The sequence below is a fragment of the Streptomyces sp. NPDC110618 genome (assembly GCF_055657065.1).
Genome location: NZ_JBVKBN010000012.1, coordinates 162,929 through 180,059 on the forward strand (window position 1 = coordinate 162,929; position 17,131 = coordinate 180,059).

Annotated in this window: 13 protein-coding genes; 6 read left to right on the plus strand and 7 right to left on the minus strand. The window is 70.8% G+C overall.

Annotation, left to right across the window (positions count from 1 at the left end):
• Positions 1 to 122: 122 nt before the first annotated feature.
• Positions 123 to 3,638, minus strand: a complete 3,516-nt coding sequence (metH, locus tag ACZ7L7_RS21700) for a methionine synthase (protein ID WP_471430403.1) — start codon at positions 3,636 to 3,638, stop codon at positions 123 to 125.
• A gap of 296 nt (positions 3,639 to 3,934) precedes the next feature.
• On the opposite strand from metH, the gene ACZ7L7_RS21705 reads away from it, so the two are divergent.
• From ACZ7L7_RS21705 to ACZ7L7_RS21725, 5 genes are all read left to right on the plus strand, one after another.
• Positions 3,935 to 4,699: an IclR family transcriptional regulator gene (locus tag ACZ7L7_RS21705; RefSeq protein ID WP_471591694.1), complete on the plus strand. Its 765-nt coding sequence runs from the start codon at positions 3,935 to 3,937 to the stop codon at positions 4,697 to 4,699.
• Positions 4,700 to 5,033: 334 nt separating this feature from the next.
• A complete protein-coding gene (locus ACZ7L7_RS21710) occupies positions 5,034 to 5,834 on the plus strand; it encodes an MIP/aquaporin family protein (protein ID WP_093722642.1) in 801 nt (266 codons plus the stop codon).
• An 84-nt stretch (positions 5,835 to 5,918) separates the two neighbouring features.
• Positions 5,919 to 7,460, plus strand: a complete 1,542-nt coding sequence (gene glpK, locus ACZ7L7_RS21715) for a glycerol kinase GlpK (RefSeq protein WP_285511535.1) — start codon at positions 5,919 to 5,921, stop codon at positions 7,458 to 7,460.
• A 77-nt stretch (positions 7,461 to 7,537) separates the two neighbouring features.
• Entirely contained in the window at positions 7,538 to 9,154 is a 1,617-nt protein-coding gene (locus tag ACZ7L7_RS21720; RefSeq protein ID WP_285511537.1) for a glycerol-3-phosphate dehydrogenase/oxidase, read from the plus strand.
• A gap of 277 nt (positions 9,155 to 9,431) precedes the next feature.
• A complete protein-coding gene (locus ACZ7L7_RS21725; RefSeq protein WP_285511538.1) occupies positions 9,432 to 10,358 on the plus strand; it encodes a PAC2 family protein in 927 nt (308 codons plus the stop codon).
• A gap of 129 nt (positions 10,359 to 10,487) precedes the next feature.
• On the opposite strand, the gene ACZ7L7_RS21730 is transcribed toward ACZ7L7_RS21725, so the two are convergent.
• The 5 genes from ACZ7L7_RS21730 to ACZ7L7_RS21750 form a co-directional block, all read right to left on the minus strand.
• Positions 10,488 to 11,447, minus strand: coding sequence for an SMP-30/gluconolactonase/LRE family protein (locus tag ACZ7L7_RS21730; RefSeq protein ID WP_472076838.1), 960 nt, complete (start codon positions 11,445 to 11,447; stop codon positions 10,488 to 10,490).
• 182 nt (positions 11,448 to 11,629) lie between these two features.
• Positions 11,630 to 12,859: a cysteine--1-D-myo-inosityl 2-amino-2-deoxy-alpha-D-glucopyranoside ligase gene (mshC, locus tag ACZ7L7_RS21735; RefSeq protein ID WP_472076840.1), complete on the minus strand. Its 1,230-nt coding sequence runs from the start codon at positions 12,857 to 12,859 to the stop codon at positions 11,630 to 11,632.
• Between the two features lie 100 nt (positions 12,860 to 12,959).
• Entirely contained in the window at positions 12,960 to 13,778 is an 819-nt protein-coding gene (locus ACZ7L7_RS21740; protein WP_285511541.1) for an SCO1664 family protein, read from the minus strand.
• Positions 13,742 to 14,332: a DUF3090 domain-containing protein gene (locus ACZ7L7_RS21745; RefSeq protein ID WP_285511542.1), complete on the minus strand. Its 591-nt coding sequence runs from the start codon at positions 14,330 to 14,332 to the stop codon at positions 13,742 to 13,744. Before ACZ7L7_RS21745 ends, ACZ7L7_RS21740 begins: the two co-directional genes overlap by 37 nt.
• A gap of 81 nt (positions 14,333 to 14,413) precedes the next feature.
• On the minus strand, positions 14,414 to 15,100 hold the full coding sequence (locus ACZ7L7_RS21750; RefSeq protein ID WP_285511543.1) for a histidine phosphatase family protein: 687 nt from the start codon (positions 15,098 to 15,100) through the stop codon (positions 14,414 to 14,416).
• Positions 15,101 to 15,162: 62 nt separating this feature from the next.
• Between ACZ7L7_RS21750 and corA the strand changes: the two genes are divergently transcribed.
• Positions 15,163 to 16,152, plus strand: a complete 990-nt coding sequence (gene corA / locus ACZ7L7_RS21755) for a magnesium/cobalt transporter CorA (protein ID WP_261717911.1) — start codon at positions 15,163 to 15,165, stop codon at positions 16,150 to 16,152.
• Positions 16,153 to 16,171: 19 nt separating this feature from the next.
• On the opposite strand, the gene ACZ7L7_RS21760 is transcribed toward corA, so the two are convergent.
• Positions 16,172 to 16,960, minus strand: a complete 789-nt coding sequence (locus ACZ7L7_RS21760; protein WP_285511544.1) for a ferritin-like domain-containing protein — start codon at positions 16,958 to 16,960, stop codon at positions 16,172 to 16,174.
• Between the last annotated feature and the right edge of the window lie 171 nt (positions 16,961 to 17,131).

Genomic DNA, 17,131 nt, shown 5'->3' on the forward strand with positions numbered 1-17,131 from the left:
AACACCACAGACACGGTCGAGGGGCGCCGAGGCACGCCTCGAAAGCCGGGCCCACCTGGGGAAACGGCCCCTGTCGACGGCCCGGCCCACCTGAGGAAAGGCCCCGGACGAGGGCCCATGCCTCAGCGGGCGTTGAAGTACTTGGCCTCCGGGTGGTGGATCACGATGGCGTCCGTGGACTGCTCGGGGTGCAGCTGGAACTCCTCGGAGAGGTGGACGCCGATGCGCTCGGGCCGCAGCAGTTCGGCGATCTTGGCGCGGTCCTCCAGGTCGGGGCAGGCGCCGTAGCCGAGGGAGAAGCGGGCGCCCCGGTACTTCAGCGCGAACATGTCCTCGATGGCGCTCGGGTCCTCCCCGGCGAAGCCCAGCTCCGAACGCACGCGCGCGTGCCAGTACTCGGCCAGCGCCTCCGCCAACTGCACGGACAGTCCGTGCAGTTCGAGGTAGTCGCGGTAGGCGTTGGAGGCGAACAGCTTCGCGGTCTCCTCGCCGATGCGGGAGCCGACGGTGACGACCTGGAGACCGACGACGTCCGTCTCCCCCGACTCCTCCGGGCGGAAGAAGTCCGCGAGGCACAGGCGGCGGCCGCGGCGCTGGCGCGGGAAGGTGAAGCGGGTGCGCTCGTTGCCCTGCTCGTCCAGGATGATCAGGTCGTCGTCCTTGGAGACGCAGGGGAAGTAGCCGTAGACGACGGCCGCTTCGAGGAGGTTCTCCGTCTGGAGCCGGTCCAGCAGTCCGCGCAGCCGGGGGCGGCCCTCGGTCTCGACGAGCTCCTCGTAGGTGGGGCCGTCGCCGGTGCGGGCCTGCTTCAGGCCCCACTGGCCCTTGAACAGCGCGCCCTCGTCCAGCCAGGAGGCGTACTCCTTGAGCTGGATGCCCTTGATGACGCGGGTGCCCCAGAACGGCGGCGTGGGCACGGGGTTGTCGGTGGCGACGTCGGAGCGGACGTGCCCCTCCTCCGGGCGCTCCTCGACGACGGTGGCCGCCGTGGCGCGGACCCGGCGCTGCTTGAGCTCGGGCAGCTTGGCGCCGGGCACGCCGCGCTTGACGCCGATGAGGGCGTCCATCAGACGCAGGCCCTCGAACGCGTCGCGGGCGTAGCGGACTTCGCCCTCGTAGATCTCGTGCAGGTCCTGCTCGACGTAGGCGCGGGTCAGGGCGGCGCCGCCGAGGATGACCGGGTAGTCGGCGGCCAGGCCGCGCTGGTTGAGCTCCTCCAGGTTCTCCTTCATGATCACCGTGGACTTGACCAGGAGCCCGGACATGCCGATGACGTCGGCCTTGTGCTCCGCGGCGGCGTCCAGGATCGCGGAGACCGGCTGCTTGATGCCCAGGTTGACGACGTTGTAGCCGTTGTTGGACAGGATGATGTCGACGAGGTTCTTGCCGATGTCGTGGACGTCGCCGCGGACGGTGGCCAGCACGATGGTGCCCTTGCCGTCGGCGTCGGTCTTCTCCATGTGCGGTTCGAGGTAGGCGACGGCGGCCTTCATCACCTCGGCGGACTGCAGGACGAACGGCAGCTGCATCTGGCCGGAGCCGAACAGTTCGCCGACCACCTTCATGCCGTCGAGCAGGGTGTTGTTGACGATGTCGAGGGCGGGGGTGTCCTGCAGGGCCTCGTCGAGGTCGGCCTCCAGGCCGTTGCGCTCGCCGTCGATGATGCGCCGCTTGAGGCGCTCCTCCAGGGGCAGTGCGGCCAGTTCCTCGGCCTTGCCTGCCTTGAGGGACTTGGCGGTGGCGCCCTCGAAGAGCTGCATCAGCTTCTGCAGGGGGTCGTAGCCCTCGCGGCGGCGGTCGTGAATGAGGTCGAGGGCGGTCTGCACCTCTTCCTCGCTGAAGCGGGCGATCGGCAGGATCTTGCTGGCGTGCACGATCGCCGAGTCCAGGCCCGCCTTGACGCATTCGTCGAGGAAGACGGAGTTGAGCAGGATGCGCGCGGCCGGGTTGAGGCCGAAGGAGATGTTGGACAGGCCGAGCGTGGTCTGCACGTCGGGGTGGCGGCGCTTGAGCTCGCGAATCGCCTCGATGGTGGCGATGCCGTCCTTGCGGGACTCCTCCTGGCCGGTGCAGATGGTGAAGGTCAGGGTGTCGATGAGGATGTCGGACTCCTGGATGCCCCAGTTCCCGGTCAGATCGGCGATCAGCCGCTCGGCGATCTCGACCTTCTTCTCCGGGGTGCGGGCCTGGCCCTCCTCGTCGATGGTGAGCGCGATCAGCGCGGCGCCGTGCTCCTTCGCCAGCTGGGTGACCTTCGCGAAGCGGGACTCGGGGCCGTCGCCGTCCTCGTAGTTGACGGAGTTGATGACCGCGCGTCCGCCGAGCTTCTCCAGGCCGGCCCGGATGACGTCGACCTCGGTGGAGTCCAGCACGATCGGCAGGGTGGAGGCGGTGGCGAACCGGCCGGCCAGCTCCTCCATGTCGGCGACGCCGTCGCGGCCCACGTAGTCCACGCACAGGTCGAGCATGTGCGCGCCCTCGCGGATCTGCTCGCGGGCCATCTCCACACAGTCGTCCCAGCGGCCCTCCAGCATGGCCTCACGGAACTTCTTGGAGCCGTTGGCGTTGGTGCGCTCGCCGATCGCCAGGTAGGAGGTGTCCTGACGGAAGGGCACGGTCTGGTAGAGGGAGGCGGCGCCGGGCTCGGGGCGCGGGTCGCGCTCGGTGGGGGTGACGTCGCGGACCCGCTCGACGAGTTGGCGCAGGTGTTCGGGGGTGGTGCCGCAGCAGCCGCCGACGAGGGACAGGCCGTAGTCGCGGACGAAGTTCTCGTGGGCGTCGGCCAGCTCGGCGGGGGTGAGCGGGTAGGTGGCGCCGTCCTTGCCGAGGACGGGCAGACCGGCGTTGGGCATGCAGGACAGCGGGATGCGCGAGTGCCTGGAGAGGTAGCGCAGGTGCTCGCTCATCTCGGCGGGGCCGGTGGCGCAGTTCATGCCGATCATGTCGATGCCGAGCGGTTCCAGCGCGGTGAGCGCGGCGCCGATCTCGGAGCCCAGCAGCATGGTGCCGGTGGTCTCGACGGTGACGGAGACGATGATGGGCAGGTCCAGGCCGGAGAGCTCGCGGGCGCGCTGGGCGCCGATCACGGCGGCCTTGGTCTGCAGCAGGTCCTGGGTGGTCTCCACGATCAGCGCGTCGGCGCCGCCGGTGATCAGGCCCTCGGCGTTCTGCTGGAAGGCGTCGCGGATCGTGGTGTAGCCGATGTGGCCGAGGGTGGGCAGCTTGGTGCCGGGGCCGATGGAGCCGAGGACCCAGCGGGTGCGGCCGTCGCGGGCGGTGTAGGTGTCGGCGGTCTCGCGGGCGATACGGGCGCCTGCCTCGGACAGTTCGAAGACGCGCTCGGGGATGTCGTACTCGGCCATCGCCGCGTAGTTGGCGCCGAAGGTGTTCGTCTCGACGCAGTCCACGCCGGCGTCGAAGTACGCCTCGTGCACGGAGCGGACGATATCGGGCCGGGTCAGGTTCAGGATCTCGTTGCAGCCCTCAAGGTTCTCGAAGTCCTCAAGAGTGGGGTCCTGGGCCTGGAGCATGGTGCCCATGGCTCCGTCGGCGACGACCACACGGGTGGCGAGCGCCTCGCGGAGGGCGGACACACGGGTCCGGCTGTCGGCGGAAGGGGTCTGCGGCAACGAGGCCATGAAAGGGCTCCCTGGGGTGCGACGGCTGTCGGCTTTGCGCCCGGGCGGACGGTTCCCGCGGTGGGCGCACGCCGCCAGCGTAGCCGGGACCGGGACCTGATGGTCAGGGCGTCCACGGGGCGGACGAGGATGACGGGCGGGCCACGTTCGGGATACCAGTGACGCAACAGATCGCCGCGGATCCCTGCGGACCATTGGCGATTGGTCGTCATGGACCGGTAGTGTTCGACATTGCCGAACAACGGCAGCGACATCGTCGAGGTCGGCGGTCGATGGGGACGGAGGCAGGGACGGCGATGGCACGGAACATCCAGTCGCTCGAACGGGCGGCCGCGATGCTGCGGCTGCTCGCGGGCGGCGAGCGTCGGCTCGGCCTGTCCGACATCGCCTCCTCGCTGGGGCTGGCCAAGGGCACCGCGCACGGGATACTGCGCACGCTCCAGCAGGAGGGATTCGTCGAGCAGGACGACGCCTCCGGGCGCTATCAGCTGGGCGCGGAGCTGCTGCGCCTGGGCACGACCTATCTGGACGTGCACGAACTGCGGGCGCGCGCCCTGGTGTGGACCGACGACCTGGCCCGCTCCAGCGGGGAGAGCGTCTACCTGGGCGTTCTCCATCAGCAGGGCGTGCTGATCGTGCACCACGTCTTCCGGCCGGACGACAGCCGTCAAGTGCTGGAGATCGGGGCCATGCAGCCGCTGCACTCCACCGCGCTGGGCAAGGTGCTCTCCGCCTACGACCCGGTCGCGCACAGCGAGGCGCTGGAGGCCGACCGCAAGCCGTTCACCGACAGGACGGTGGTCGAGCTGGAGGACTTCGAGCACATCCTCGACATCACGCGGGCCCGCGGTTACGCGGCCGACGTGGAGGAGACCTGGGAGGGCGTGGCCTCGCTGGCGGCCCCCATCCACGACCGGCGCCGGATGCCGGTCGGCGCGGTGGGTGTCACGGGTGCCGTGGAGCGCCTGTGCCAGGACGGGGAGGTGCGCCCCGAGGTGATCGCCGCGGTACGGGACTGCGCCCGCGCGGTGTCGCGGGATCTGGGCGCCGGGCGCTTCTGAACACGGACCACTGGGACCGGGACGCCGTACGGCGTTCCGGTCTTCGGCCTACCCTGAGACGGACAAACGGGGATGATCCATAACACATCCCTGGTCACACCGATAACCGACGACGATCAATAACGATCGCACTTTCGATAACAGAACCCTTGACGCACGCCTTACGCCGGAGCAAGACTCCCGTCCATCGGTCGGCATTGTCGAACACCTACCGGCAATACACGCTAGAGTGTGGCAACGCCAAGGGCCGGTAACGCTCTCACCCCCGAGGGCGCGAACCACCGGTGGGACCCGGGGTTCGGCTTCCCCTGGACGAATGACAAAGGAGTCGCGGGTGTCCAGCTCCGACATCTTCCTCGGCGAGACCATCGGTACCGCCATGCTCATCCTGCTGGGCGGTGGCGTCTGCGCCGCCGTCACACTGAAGGCTTCCAAGGCCCGTAACGCCGGCTGGCTCGCCATCACCTTCGGGTGGGGCTTCGCGGTCCTCACCGCCGTCTACATCTCGGCGCCGCTGTCCGGCGCCCACCTGAACCCGGCCGTCACCCTCGCGCTGGCGATCAAGGACAACGGCATCGAGTGGGGCGACGTCCCCGTCTACTTCGCCGGTGAACTGCTCGGCGCCATGATCGGTGCGGCCCTGGTCTGGATCGCGTACTACGGCCAGTTCCACGCCCACCTCACCGACAAGGAGATCGTGGGCGGTCCGGGCGCCCAGGCCACCACCGCCAAGGCCGTGGAGGCCCAGGAGAAGGGCGCGGGCCCCGTCCTCGGCGTCTTCTCCACCGGTCCGGAGATCCGGGTCGCCTGGCAGAACGTCGCCACCGAGGTCATCGGCACCATCGTGCTGATCCTTGCCGTCCTCACGCAGGGCCTGAACGCGGGCGGCGACGGCCTCGGCATCCTCGGCGGTCTCATCACCGCCCTCGTGGTGGTCGGTATCGGCCTCTCCCTGGGCGGCCCGACCGGGTACGCCATCAACCCGGCCCGTGACCTCGGTCCGCGTATCGTGCACGCCCTCCTGCCGCTGCCCAACAAGGGCGGTTCCGACTGGGGCTACGCGTGGGTGCCGGTGGTCGGCCCGCTGCTCGGCGCGGCGATCGCCGCCGGTCTCTACAACGTCGCTTTCGTCTAAAGCGGGCAGCTTCCCCAAGCACGCTGCTTTCCCGAAGCACCAGTAGACACGTCTCTTACATCCACGGACCTTCAGGAGCACACAGTGACCGACGCCCACACCGCCGGCCCCTTCATCGCCGCGATCGACCAGGGCACCACGTCCTCCCGCTGCATCGTCTTCGACCGCGACGGCCGCATCGTCTCCGTCGACCAGAAGGAGCACGAGCAGATCTTCCCCAAGCCGGGCTGGGTCGAGCACAACGCCACCGAGATCTGGAACAACGTCCAGGAAGTGGTCGCCGGGGCCATCGAGAAGGCCGGCATCACCCGTGACGACATCAAGGCCATCGGCATCACCAACCAGCGCGAGACGACCGTGCTGTGGGACAAGAACACCGGTGAGCCCGTCCACAACGCCCTCGTCTGGCAGGACACCCGCACCGACGGGCTCTGCAAGGAGCTCGGCCGCAACGTCGGCCAGGACCGCTTCCGCCGCGAGACGGGCCTGCCGCTGGCGTCCTACTTCTCCGGCCCCAAGGCCCGCTGGCTGCTGGACAACGTCGAGGGCCTGCGCGAGCGCGCCGAGGCCGGCGACATCCTCTTCGGCACCATGGACACCTGGGTCATCTGGAACCTGACCGGCGGTGTCAACGGCGGCAAGCACGTCACCGACGTCACCAACGCCTCCCGCACCCTGCTGATGAACCTGCACACCATGGAGTGGGACGACAAGATCGCCGAGTCCATCGGCGTCCCGCTGGCGATCCTGCCGGAGATCCGCTCCTCCGCCGAGGTCTACGGCGAGGTCACCGGCGGCAAGCTGGGCGACGTCCTCGGCGGCATCCCGGTCGCCTCGGCGCTCGGCGACCAGCAGGCGGCCCTGTTCGGCCAGACCTGCTTCTCCGAGGGCGAGACCAAGTCGACCTACGGCACCGGCACCTTCATGGTGATGAACACCGGTGACAAGATCATCAACTCCTACGCGGGCCTGCTGACCACGGTCGGCTACAAGATCGGCGACCAGCCGACCGTGTACGCGCTGGAGGGCTCGATCGCCGTCACCGGCTCCCTGGTGCAGTGGATGCGCGACCAGATGGGCCTGATCTCCACCGCCGCCGAGATCGAGACGCTCGCGCTCTCGGTGGAGGACAACGGCGGCGCCTACTTCGTGCCGGCCTTCTCCGGCCTGTTCGCCCCGCACTGGCGCTCCGACGCCCGCGGTGTGATCGCCGGCCTGACCCGGTACGTCACCAAGGCGCACCTGGCCCGCGCGGTCCTGGAGGCGACCGCCTGGCAGACCCGGGAGATCGCCGACGCGATGGTCAAGGACTCCGGCGACGAGCTGGTGGCCCTGAAGGTCGACGGCGGCATGACCTCCAACAACCTCCTGATGCAGACCCTCGCCGACGTCCTGGACGCGCCCGTGGTGCGCCCGATGGTCGCCGAGACCACCTGCCTGGGTGCCGCCTACGCCGCCGGCCTGGCCGTCGGCTTCTGGTCCAGCACGGACGAACTGCGCGCCAACTGGCGCCGGGCCGCCGAGTGGACCCCCCACATGGACGCGGAGACCCGCGACCGCGAGTACAAGAACTGGCTCAAGGCCGTCGACCGGACCATGGGCTGGATCGAGGACGACGAGCACTGACGAGGGCCGCGGGGAGCCCGCCTGCGGGCTCCCCGGTCAGGCCTCCCGCACGCTCTGACGAGGAGTAAGAACCCGAAATGACCAGTCAGTCCACCCTGCAGTCCGTGCCTGCCCTCGGGACGCGCCCGGCCTCCGGCTCCAACCCGAGCCGGGCCGAGACCCGGGAGCAGCTCTCCAAGGCGTCGTACGACCTTCTCGTGATCGGAGGCGGCATCCTGGGCATCTCCACCGCCTGGCACGCCGCGCAGGCCGGCCTCAGGGTGGCTCTGGTCGACGCCGGCGACTTCGCCGGCGCCACCTCCTCCGCCTCCTCCAAGCTCCTCCACGGCGGTCTGCGCTACCTGCAGACCGGCGCGGTGAAGCTGGTGGCGGAGAACCACTTCGAGCGCCGTGCGGTCTCCCGCCAGGTGGCCCCCCACCTGGCGAACCCGCTCACCTTCTACCTCCCCGTGTACAAGGGCGGGCCGCACGGCGCGGCGAAGCTCGGCGCGGGTGTGTTCGCCTACTCCGCGCTCTCCGCCTTCGGTGACGGCGTCGGCCACCTGCTCTCCCCTGCCAAGGCGGCGCAGGACGTGCCGGAGCTGCGCACCGACAACCTCAAGGCCGTGGCCGTCTACGGCGACGACCAGATGAACGACGCCCGGATGGCGCTGATGACGGTCCGCGCGGCCGTCGAGGCCGGTGCGGTCGTGCTGAACCACGCCGAGGTCTCCGGGCTGCGCTTCACCCGGGGCCGGGTCACCGGCGCCGAGCTGCGCGACCGGCTCACCGGAGAGGAGTTCGGCGTCAACGCCCGCCTGGTGCTGAACGCGACCGGTCCGTGGGTGGATCACCTGCGCCGGATGGAGGACCCCAATGCCGCGCCGTCGATCCGTCTGTCGAAGGGCGCACACCTGGTCCTGAAGCGGACCGCGCCGTGGCGGGCGGCGCTGGCCACCCCGATCGACAAGTACCGCATCACCTTCGCGCTGCCGTGGGAGGACATGCTCCTGCTCGGCACCACCGACGAGGAGTTCGAGGGCGACCCGGCGGACGTGGCCGTCAACGACAAGGACATAACCCAGATCCTCGACGAGGCCGCGTTCTCCATCCGCGACCAGCAGCTGTCACGGGACCTGATCACCTACTCCTTCGCGGGTCTTCGGGTGCTCCCTGGCGGCCCCGGAGACACCGCGAAGGCCAAGCGCGAGACCGTCGTCACCGAGGGCCGCGGCGGGATGCTGTCGGTCGCGGGCGGCAAGTGGACCACGTTCCGGCACATCGGCCGGACCATCATGAAGAAGCTGGAGGCCCTGCCGGGTCACCCGCTGGGCGAGGACTTCGAGCCGGTCAGCACGCTGCCGAAGAAGCTGCCGCTGCCCGGTGTCGCCAACCCCCGCGCGGTCGCGCACCGCCTCCTGGTGGACCGTCCGGCGCCGGGCCCGCGCATGGGCGCCGACACCGCCAAGCACCTGGCCACCCACTACGGCTCGCTGGCCTTCGACATCGCCCGCCTGGCCAACGACAACCCCGAGCTGGCCGAACGCGTCCACCCCGACGCCCCGGAGATCTGGGCGCAGGTCGTCTACGCCCGGGACAACGAGTGGGCCGAGACCGCGGACGACGTGCTGCGCCGCCGGACGACGCTGACGATCCGGGGCCTGGCCACGGACGAGGTCCGCGCGAAGGTCCAGGACCTGCTCGACAAGAAGTAGACCTCGGTCGCCCGGCCCCTCCCCCGACAGGACCTGGCGAACGGGAACGGCCCTCCTCCACCTGAGGGCCGGCACGCGAAGGGGGCGGCTCCCCGCACGGAGCCGCCCCCTTCGCGTCCCTGGTCCACGGGCAAGGAGCGCCGGGCCCGGGGGTGTTCCGGGGTGGTGAACGGGGCAGTGATCCGTTCACTCCCCCGTGCAAGGGGGCTGCGGGCGCCCCCGTCGCACGCCGTAAGGTTGGGTCGTCAGGCGAGGGCACGTCGGAAGGAGGCGCTGGGTGATCGAGCTGGAGGGAGTTCCCGAGCTGATCGACCCAGTCATGGTGGCCGCGTTCGAGGGCTGGAACGATGCCGGTGACGCCGCCTCCACCGCGGTCGCGCATCTGGACCGGGAATGGAAGGGCGAGGTGTTCGCGGCGCTGGACGCCGAGGACTACTACGACTTCCAGGTCAACCGGCCCACCGTGTGGATGGACGCCGGGGTGCGGAAGATCACCTGGCCCACGACGAGGCTGTCCGTGGTCCGGGTCGGCGGCGAGAAGCCGCGTGACCTCGTACTGGTCCGGGGCATCGAGCCGTCCATGCGCTGGCGCTCGTTCTGCAACGAACTGCTGGGCTTCGCCCATGAACTGGGCGTGGAGCTGGTGGTCATCCTGGGCGCCCTGCTGGGCGACACCCCGCACACCCGTCCGGTGCCAATCAGCGGGACCACGTCGGACACGGACCTGGCCCGTCGGATGGACCTGGAGGAGACCAAGTACGAGGGCCCCACGGGCATCGTCGGGGTGCTCCAGGAGGCGTGCACCCACGCGGGCGTGCCGGCCGTGAGCCTGTGGGCGGCGGTACCGCACTATGTGTCCCAGCCGCCGAACCCCAAGGCGACGCTGGCGCTGCTGAACCGGCTTGAGGACCTGATCGACGTCCGCATCCCGCTGGGCGAGCTGCCCGAGGACGCGCGCGCCTGGCAGGTGGGCGTGGACCAGCTGGCCGCCGAGGACAGCGAGGTCGCCGAGTACGTGCAGACGCTGGAGGAGGCCCGGGACACCGCCGAGCTGCCGGAGGCGTCGGGCGAGGCCATCGCGCGCGAGTTCGAACGGTATCTGCGGCGCCGCGACGGCGGCGGCCCGCCCGCTCCCGGGGAGCGCACCCGGCCGCCGAAGCCCCCCAGGCCGAACGCCGAGGACGACGATTCGCCGGAGGACTGAGCCCGAGGACTGAGCCCGAGGACTGATCCGGAGGAGTGAGTCGTTCGTCGAGCGAAGGGCGGTGCGCCGGGTGCGCGCCGCCCCTCGCCGTCCCTGCCGCCGTTCGCCGTTACTACGGACCCTTCGTCGTTACCTCGGTACCGAGACGACCGTGTACGTCGTCTCGGGCGTCGGGGTCGTGGTGAACCGGGCGTTCGGCAGGTAGAGCCGCCCCCGGAAGGCGGCCACCGTCGTCGGCACGTCGAACGCGGGGTCGGTGATCCGGCGCCGGAAGACCCCGCTGCGGCCGTCGGCGGCAAGGGTGAAGACATCGACGGCGTTCTGCCGGTTCTGCACGACGTACAGCGTGCGGCCGACGAGCAGCAGGCCGTCGCCGTTGGTGAGGGGGTCGGCGCCGCCGAGGTCGACGAGTTCGGTGACGCCGGTGCGCGGGTTCACCCGGTGCAGGGCGCCGACCCCGGACTGGACGACGAGCAGCGCGGAGCCGTCGGGGGTGCGGGTGATGCCGTTGGCGTTGACGACCTCGCCGGGGACCTGGCTCCAGGCGCCGCCCAGGGTGATCCGTACGACGTCGTCCGCGTCCGGCAGACGGCCGTGCCGGCCGAGCGGGAGGCTGTAGAGGACGGGCTGGAAGGAGTCGGTGAACCAGGCCGCGCGCGGGGTCAGGAACACGTCGTTGGCGAAGGTGGGGGTGGTGGTGCTCAGCCGGTAGGAGGCGAGGATCTCGCCGCTGCGGGCGTCGACGACGCGGGCGCCCTCCGCGCGGCCGGCGACGAACAGCCGCCCCCGCTCGTCGAGTTTGAGCCCGACCGACGGGGTACCGGGGCCGGGCGAGACGATCTTCCCGGAGCCGGTGCGCAGGTCGGCGCGGTAGATCGAGCCGTCGCCGAGGGAGCCGAGGTAGGCGTAGGGGCCGCCGCCGATGGTGATGCCCTCCGGGCGGAAGCCGTCCGGGAGCGGGACGACGGTGGGTCCGGCGGCCGCGTGGGCGGGGCCGCCGACCAGTGCGGCACCGGTGGCCGCGGCGCCGACGGCGAGCAGTCCGCGGCGGCTGAGGGGATGTGCGAAGGAGCCGTGTGTGGGAGCCACGGGGTGCCCTTCCACGAGTGAGGACCGGCAGTTGAACCGGTCCAGCGGTCAACTGACCGTTCCACCCCATCACATGCGCCGCGCCCACCACAGCGCGCGGCGGTCTTCGACAGCGTCCTGACAGGTTCGCCGCGCGGCACGCGTGGTGGTTCCCCGGCTGCCGGGGAACCACCGTGCGTGTCCTACAGGGCCACGCCGAGCAGCGCGTCCACCGCGCGCGAGACCACGCCGGGCGCGCTCTCGTCGGTGCCGCCCTTCTCCTGCTGGAGCGCGGCCCAGCGGTCGACCGCGGCGAGCGCGGACGGCGCGTCCAGGTCGTTCGCCAGGGCTTCGCGGATCTCCTCGACCAGCGCGTCCGCCGGGGGGCCGTCGGGGCGGGAGACGGCCGCGCGCCAGCGGCCGAGGCGGGCCTCGGCGTCCTGGAGCACCCGGTCGGTCCACTCCCAGTCGGAGCGGTAGTGGTGGGCGAGGAGCGCGAGGCGTATGGCGGCCGGGTCGACGCCCTCGCGGCGCAGTGTGGAGACGAAGACCAGGTTGCCCTTGGACTTGGACATCTTCTCGCCGTGCAGGGCGACCATGCCCGCGTGGACGTACGCCTTGGCCATGGGGAACTCGCCGGTGAGCACCTGGGCGTGCGAGGCGCCCATCTCGTGGTGCGGGAAGGCGAGGTCGGAGCCGCCGCCCTGGACGTCGAAGCCCATGCCGAGGTGGTCCAGGGCGATGGCGACGCACTCGATGTGCCAGCCGGGGCGGCCCCGGCCGAGCGAGCCGCCGTCCCAGCTGGGCTCACCGGGTCGGGCGGCCATCCACAGCATCGGGTCGAGCGGGTTCTTCTTGCCCGGGCGGTCCGGGTCGCCGCCGCGCTCGGCGGACAGCAGCCGCATCGCGGCGGCGTCGAGGTTCGAGACCTGGCCGAAGTGCGGGTCGGACTCGACGGAGAAGTAGATGTCGCCTTCGAGTTCGTAGGCGGCTCCGGCGTCCCGCAGCCGCTCCACCAGCGGCACGATGCCGGGTATGGCCTCCACGGCGCCGATGTAGTGCCGCGGGGGCAGCATGCGCAGGGCGGTCATGTCCTCGCGGAAGAGGGCGGTCTCCTTCTCGGCGAGGGCCACCCAGTCGACGCTGTCGCGTTCGGCCCGCTCCAGCAGCGGGTCGTCGACATCGGTGACGTTCTGGACGTAGTGGACCTGCCGCTTGGTGTCGAGCCACACGCGCTGGACGAGGTCGAACGCGTTGTAGGTCGCCGCGTGACCCATGTGGGTCGCGTCGTACGGGGTGATGCCGCAGACGTAGATACGGGCGACGGGACCGGGCTCAAGGGTGACGAGCCCACCGGTCGCGGTGTCGTGGATCCGGAGGTCGCGGCCCTTGCCGGGCAGGGCGGGGACCTCAGAAGCGGGCCAGGCATACATGTCATGAGCGTAACCGGACCGGCGTTCCATATACGAACCGGATCACGCCGGATGGCCGGGAAGGCCCTCTTGCGCTCCACCTCGGCGTATGCGGTCCCGGCTACACCGGGGGCCAGGGGATCGCGGGCCACTGTCCCGTCGGCTCGGGGTGGACGCCGGAGGCGAGGAGGGCGTCGACCCGCGCGCGGGTGGCGTCCAGCTCGGCGGGGGTGATCAGCGGGGTGAGGGCGGTGGTGAGCGTCCCGGCGGGTTCCAGGGCCGCCTCCAGGCCCTTGAGCACTTCGATGGCCTCGCCCGTCAGGGGCTCGCCCGCCCAGCCCCACAGCAGGGTGCGCAGCTTGTTCTCGACGTTGAAGGTGACCCCGTGGTCGATGCCGTAGAGGCGGTTCCCGGCGGTGGGCAGCAGGTGGCCGCCCTTGCGGTCGGCGTTGTTGATCACGGCGTCCAGTACGGCGAGCCGCCGCAGCCGCTCGTCGTCGGCGTGCACCAGCAGGGCCGTGCGCCCCTCGCCGACATCGGCGAGGCCGACGGCCTTCCAGCCGGGCTCCGGCTCCTCGGCGTCGACCAGGGCGAGCAGTTCGGCGCCGGGTTCGACGTCGATCCACAGCTGGCACATGCCCTCGCCGTAGGGGCCGTCCCGCAGCACGGTGGGCGGCACCAGGTCCCAGCCGGTCGCCTCGGAGACCGCGTACGCGGCGACCTCCCGCTGGGCGAGCGTGCCGTCGGGGAAGTCCCACAGCGGGCGCTCACCGGCGACCGGTTTGTATACGCAGGACGCTTCCCGGCCCGCGAGGGAGACGGTGCACAGCAGGGCGGCGTTGGACGCCTCGCGGATCCGACCGCGCACGGTCAGCTCACCCTCGGTGAGCAGGTCGAGGGCGGTCACGCTCCGCGGCGGTATCCGTTCTGGCGCGGACATACGTGTCCCTCCGGGTCCAGGGGCAGGCTGCACAGCGGGCACGGCGGCCGCCCGGCGTTGACGACGTCCAGGGCGCGCTTGGCGAAGGCCCGGGCCTGCGCGCCGGTGAGCCGGACCCGCAGCATCGGTGGGCCGTTCTCCTCGTCCTGGAGGAGCCTTTCCTCGGCCTCGGCGAGGTCCTCCTCGGACTCGGCCTCCAGCTCGACCAGCGCCTGCGCCTCGACGATCATGCGCTGCTCCTCGCCGTCCCAGGCCAGCGCCATGGTGCCGACCCGGAACTCCTCCTCGATCGGGGTGTCGAGGGGGGCGGTGTCGGCGACCTCGGCGGGGGCCGCGGCGGGCACGGCCGCGCTGCCGCCGCTGCGCCGCACCACCTCGTCGAGGAGTTCGTCCATGCGCTCGGCGAGCGCGGCTACCTGGGTCTTCTCCAGGGCCACGCTGGTCACCCGGCTGCCGGCGGTGGCCTGGAGGAAGAACGTACGGCGTCCGGGAAGTCCGACCGTACCGGCCACGAAACGGTCCGGCGGGTCGTAGAGGAACACCTGACGGGACACGTCCTGTCTCCATGGGAATCGTGAACGGACTCGTGGTCGGGGCCGCTTGGTGCGACCGCTTCACCCTACTGCGCCCGGCGATCACGGTGCGCCCGCGCCACCCCCGACCGCGGCGTCACCGGCCGGGGGCTCCTCGCGCGGCACCAGGGAGGCGAAGTCGCCGGTGTCCCCGAGGCGCAGAAGGAAGGGCCGCAGACGGGTGTAACGGATCGCGGTGATGGAACACGGTTCCACAGCGATCCGCTGGAAGAGGTCGAGATGAAGCCCGAGTGCCTCCGCCACCAGGGACTTGATGATGTCCCCGTGCGAGCACATCAGATAGACGGCGTCGGCGCCGTGCTCGCGCTCCACGCGCGCGTTCCACTCGCGTACGGACTCGGCGGCGCGGGTCTGCATGGCCCGCATCGACTCCCCGCCGGGGAAGGCGGCCGCCGAGGGGTGCGCCTGGACGATCTCCATCAGGGGTTCGTCCTTGAGCTCGGCGAGCTTGCGGCCGGACCAGTCGCCGTAGTCGCACTCCCCGATCCGTTCGTCGGTGTGCGCGCGCAGTTCGGGACGTGCGTCGAGGAGGGGGCGTACGGTCTCCTCACAGCGCTGGAGGGGGCTGGTGACGACCTCGGAGATCGGCAGCCCTTCGAGGCGGCCGGGGAGGGCGGCGGCCTGCGCGGCACCGCGTTCGTCGAGGGCGATGCCGGGCATCCGGCCGGCGAGCAGTCCCTCGGTGTTGGCGGTGGAACGTCCGTGCCGGACCAGGATCAACGTGGGCATGCGGCCCAGGGTAGGCGCACCACGGGGTGCGGCGGCCGGGCGCAGACGGGAGAATACGCTCCGTGATCGTCGATTGCGCGGTCTACGAGAAAGGGCGGCGTACGCAGGCCCCCGGGGACCTCTCCGAGGCGCTCGCCGCGGCGCGTGCGGTGGGCGGGTTCGTGTGGATCGGTCTGCACTCGCCGACGGAGGACGAGTTCGCCCTGGTCACGCATGAGTTCGGGCTGCATCCGCTGGCCGTCGAGGACGCTCTGAAGGCCCATCAGCGCCCGAAGCTGGAGGTCTACGACGACTCGCTGTTCGTGGTCCTCAAGCCCGTGGTGTACGAGCCGAGGAGCGACGCAGTCTCCACCGGCGAGATCATGATCTTCCTCGGTGACTCCTTCGTGGTGACGGTCCGTCATGGCGAGGGCTCCCCGCTCAAGGCGGTGCGGCGGCGTCTGGAGCGGGAGCCGAAACTGCTGGTCAAGGGGCCGACCGCGGTGCTGTACGCGATCGCTGACGCGGTCGTGGACCACTACATGGAGGTGTCGGCGGAGCTGCTGACGGATCTGGAGGAGCTGGAGGCGGATGTGTTCTCGCCGAGCGGCGGGTCCCGGGACGCCGCGTCCCGCGTCTACGTCTTCAAGCGGCAGATCCTGGAGTTCCGGCGGGCGACCGGGCCGCTGGCGCTGCCGCTGACCCGGCTGGCGGGGACGGGCGGCGGCGTCGTGGTGCCGTTCGTCAACGACGCGGCGCGGCCGTTCTTCCGGGACGTGAGCGACCACCTCACGCGGGTGAACGAGGCCGTGGAGGGCCTGGACCGGCTGGTGTCGGACGTGCTGTCGGCGCATCTGGCGCAGATGAGCGTGCGGCAGAACGACGACATGCGGAAGATCTCCGCGTGGGCGGCCATGGCCGCGGTCCCCACGATGGTGGCGGGGATCTACGGCATGAACTTCGAGCACATGCCCGAGCTGAGCTGGCGGTGGTCGTACCCGCTGCTCATCGCGGTCATGGCCGCCCTGGAGGTGCTGCTGTACCGGCTGTTCAAGCGCCGGGGGTGGATGTGAGGCGCACCCGGCCGGTTCGTCAGGCGAATTCGGGGGCCGAGGTCGCCGGGCCGCCGAGGGCGTCGCGGCGCTCGGGCATCTCCAGGGACACCATGCGTCGCCAGCCCGCGGCCCGTTCCCAGGCGTACACGGCGTGGATGCCGGCGGCGAGCACCGCGGACTTGGCGCGCGGCCAGCCGAGGATGCGGCCCATGTGGGCCATGACGGCGAGGCTGACGTCGCGGTAGATGCGGATCTCCGCGAGGGCGCACTCCCGGAGGGTCCGCTGGATCGCGCGGCCGTGTCCGGCGCGGGCGAAGCGCAGCAGTTCCTCGTGGCAGTAGGCGAGGTGGTTGTCCTCGTCGTTGGAGATCATCTTCACCGCGCGGCCGAGGTCGGGGTGGTCGGAGAAGTGCTTGCGCAGCAGGTCCATCTGCTCCGAGGCGCGCTGTTCGGTGACCCTGCTGTGGGCGAGGTAGGTGACGATGTCCTGGACGGTGAGGGGTTCCTCGCCCTTGAGCTTCTCGTGGGCGAGGCCGATGCCGTTGTTCTCCAGGAGCATCGTGTAGTCGGTCTCGGGCGGGACGGGGACGGGCTCCAGTCCGCGCTTCTTCATCAGGGCGTTGAAGATCCGGCCGTGCTTGTCCTCGTCGGCGCCGTGCCGGGTGATCTTGGGGGCCATGTCGCGTTCGTCCGCCGGGACGAGTGCGGCGATGCGGGCGTTCTCCCAGCCGCCCTGGGACTCCCCGCTCGCGGCGATGGAGCAGAACAGGGCGAAGGACTCGTCGTTGTCGAGGATCTCCTGGAACAGACTCTTGGCCGAAAGCATCGTGAGCACCTCTCTGTGTGCCTCCGCGGGACTCCGCAAAGAACGAGTCAAATGCGGTGCGAGGGGTGCTGCAACAGTTGTGTCGGACAACTCCGCCAAAAGGAGGACGGGGGCCGTCACCACTGGGGCGTAACCGCGCGGGCGCGCACGCGTTGTTCTGCGTGACGGCCG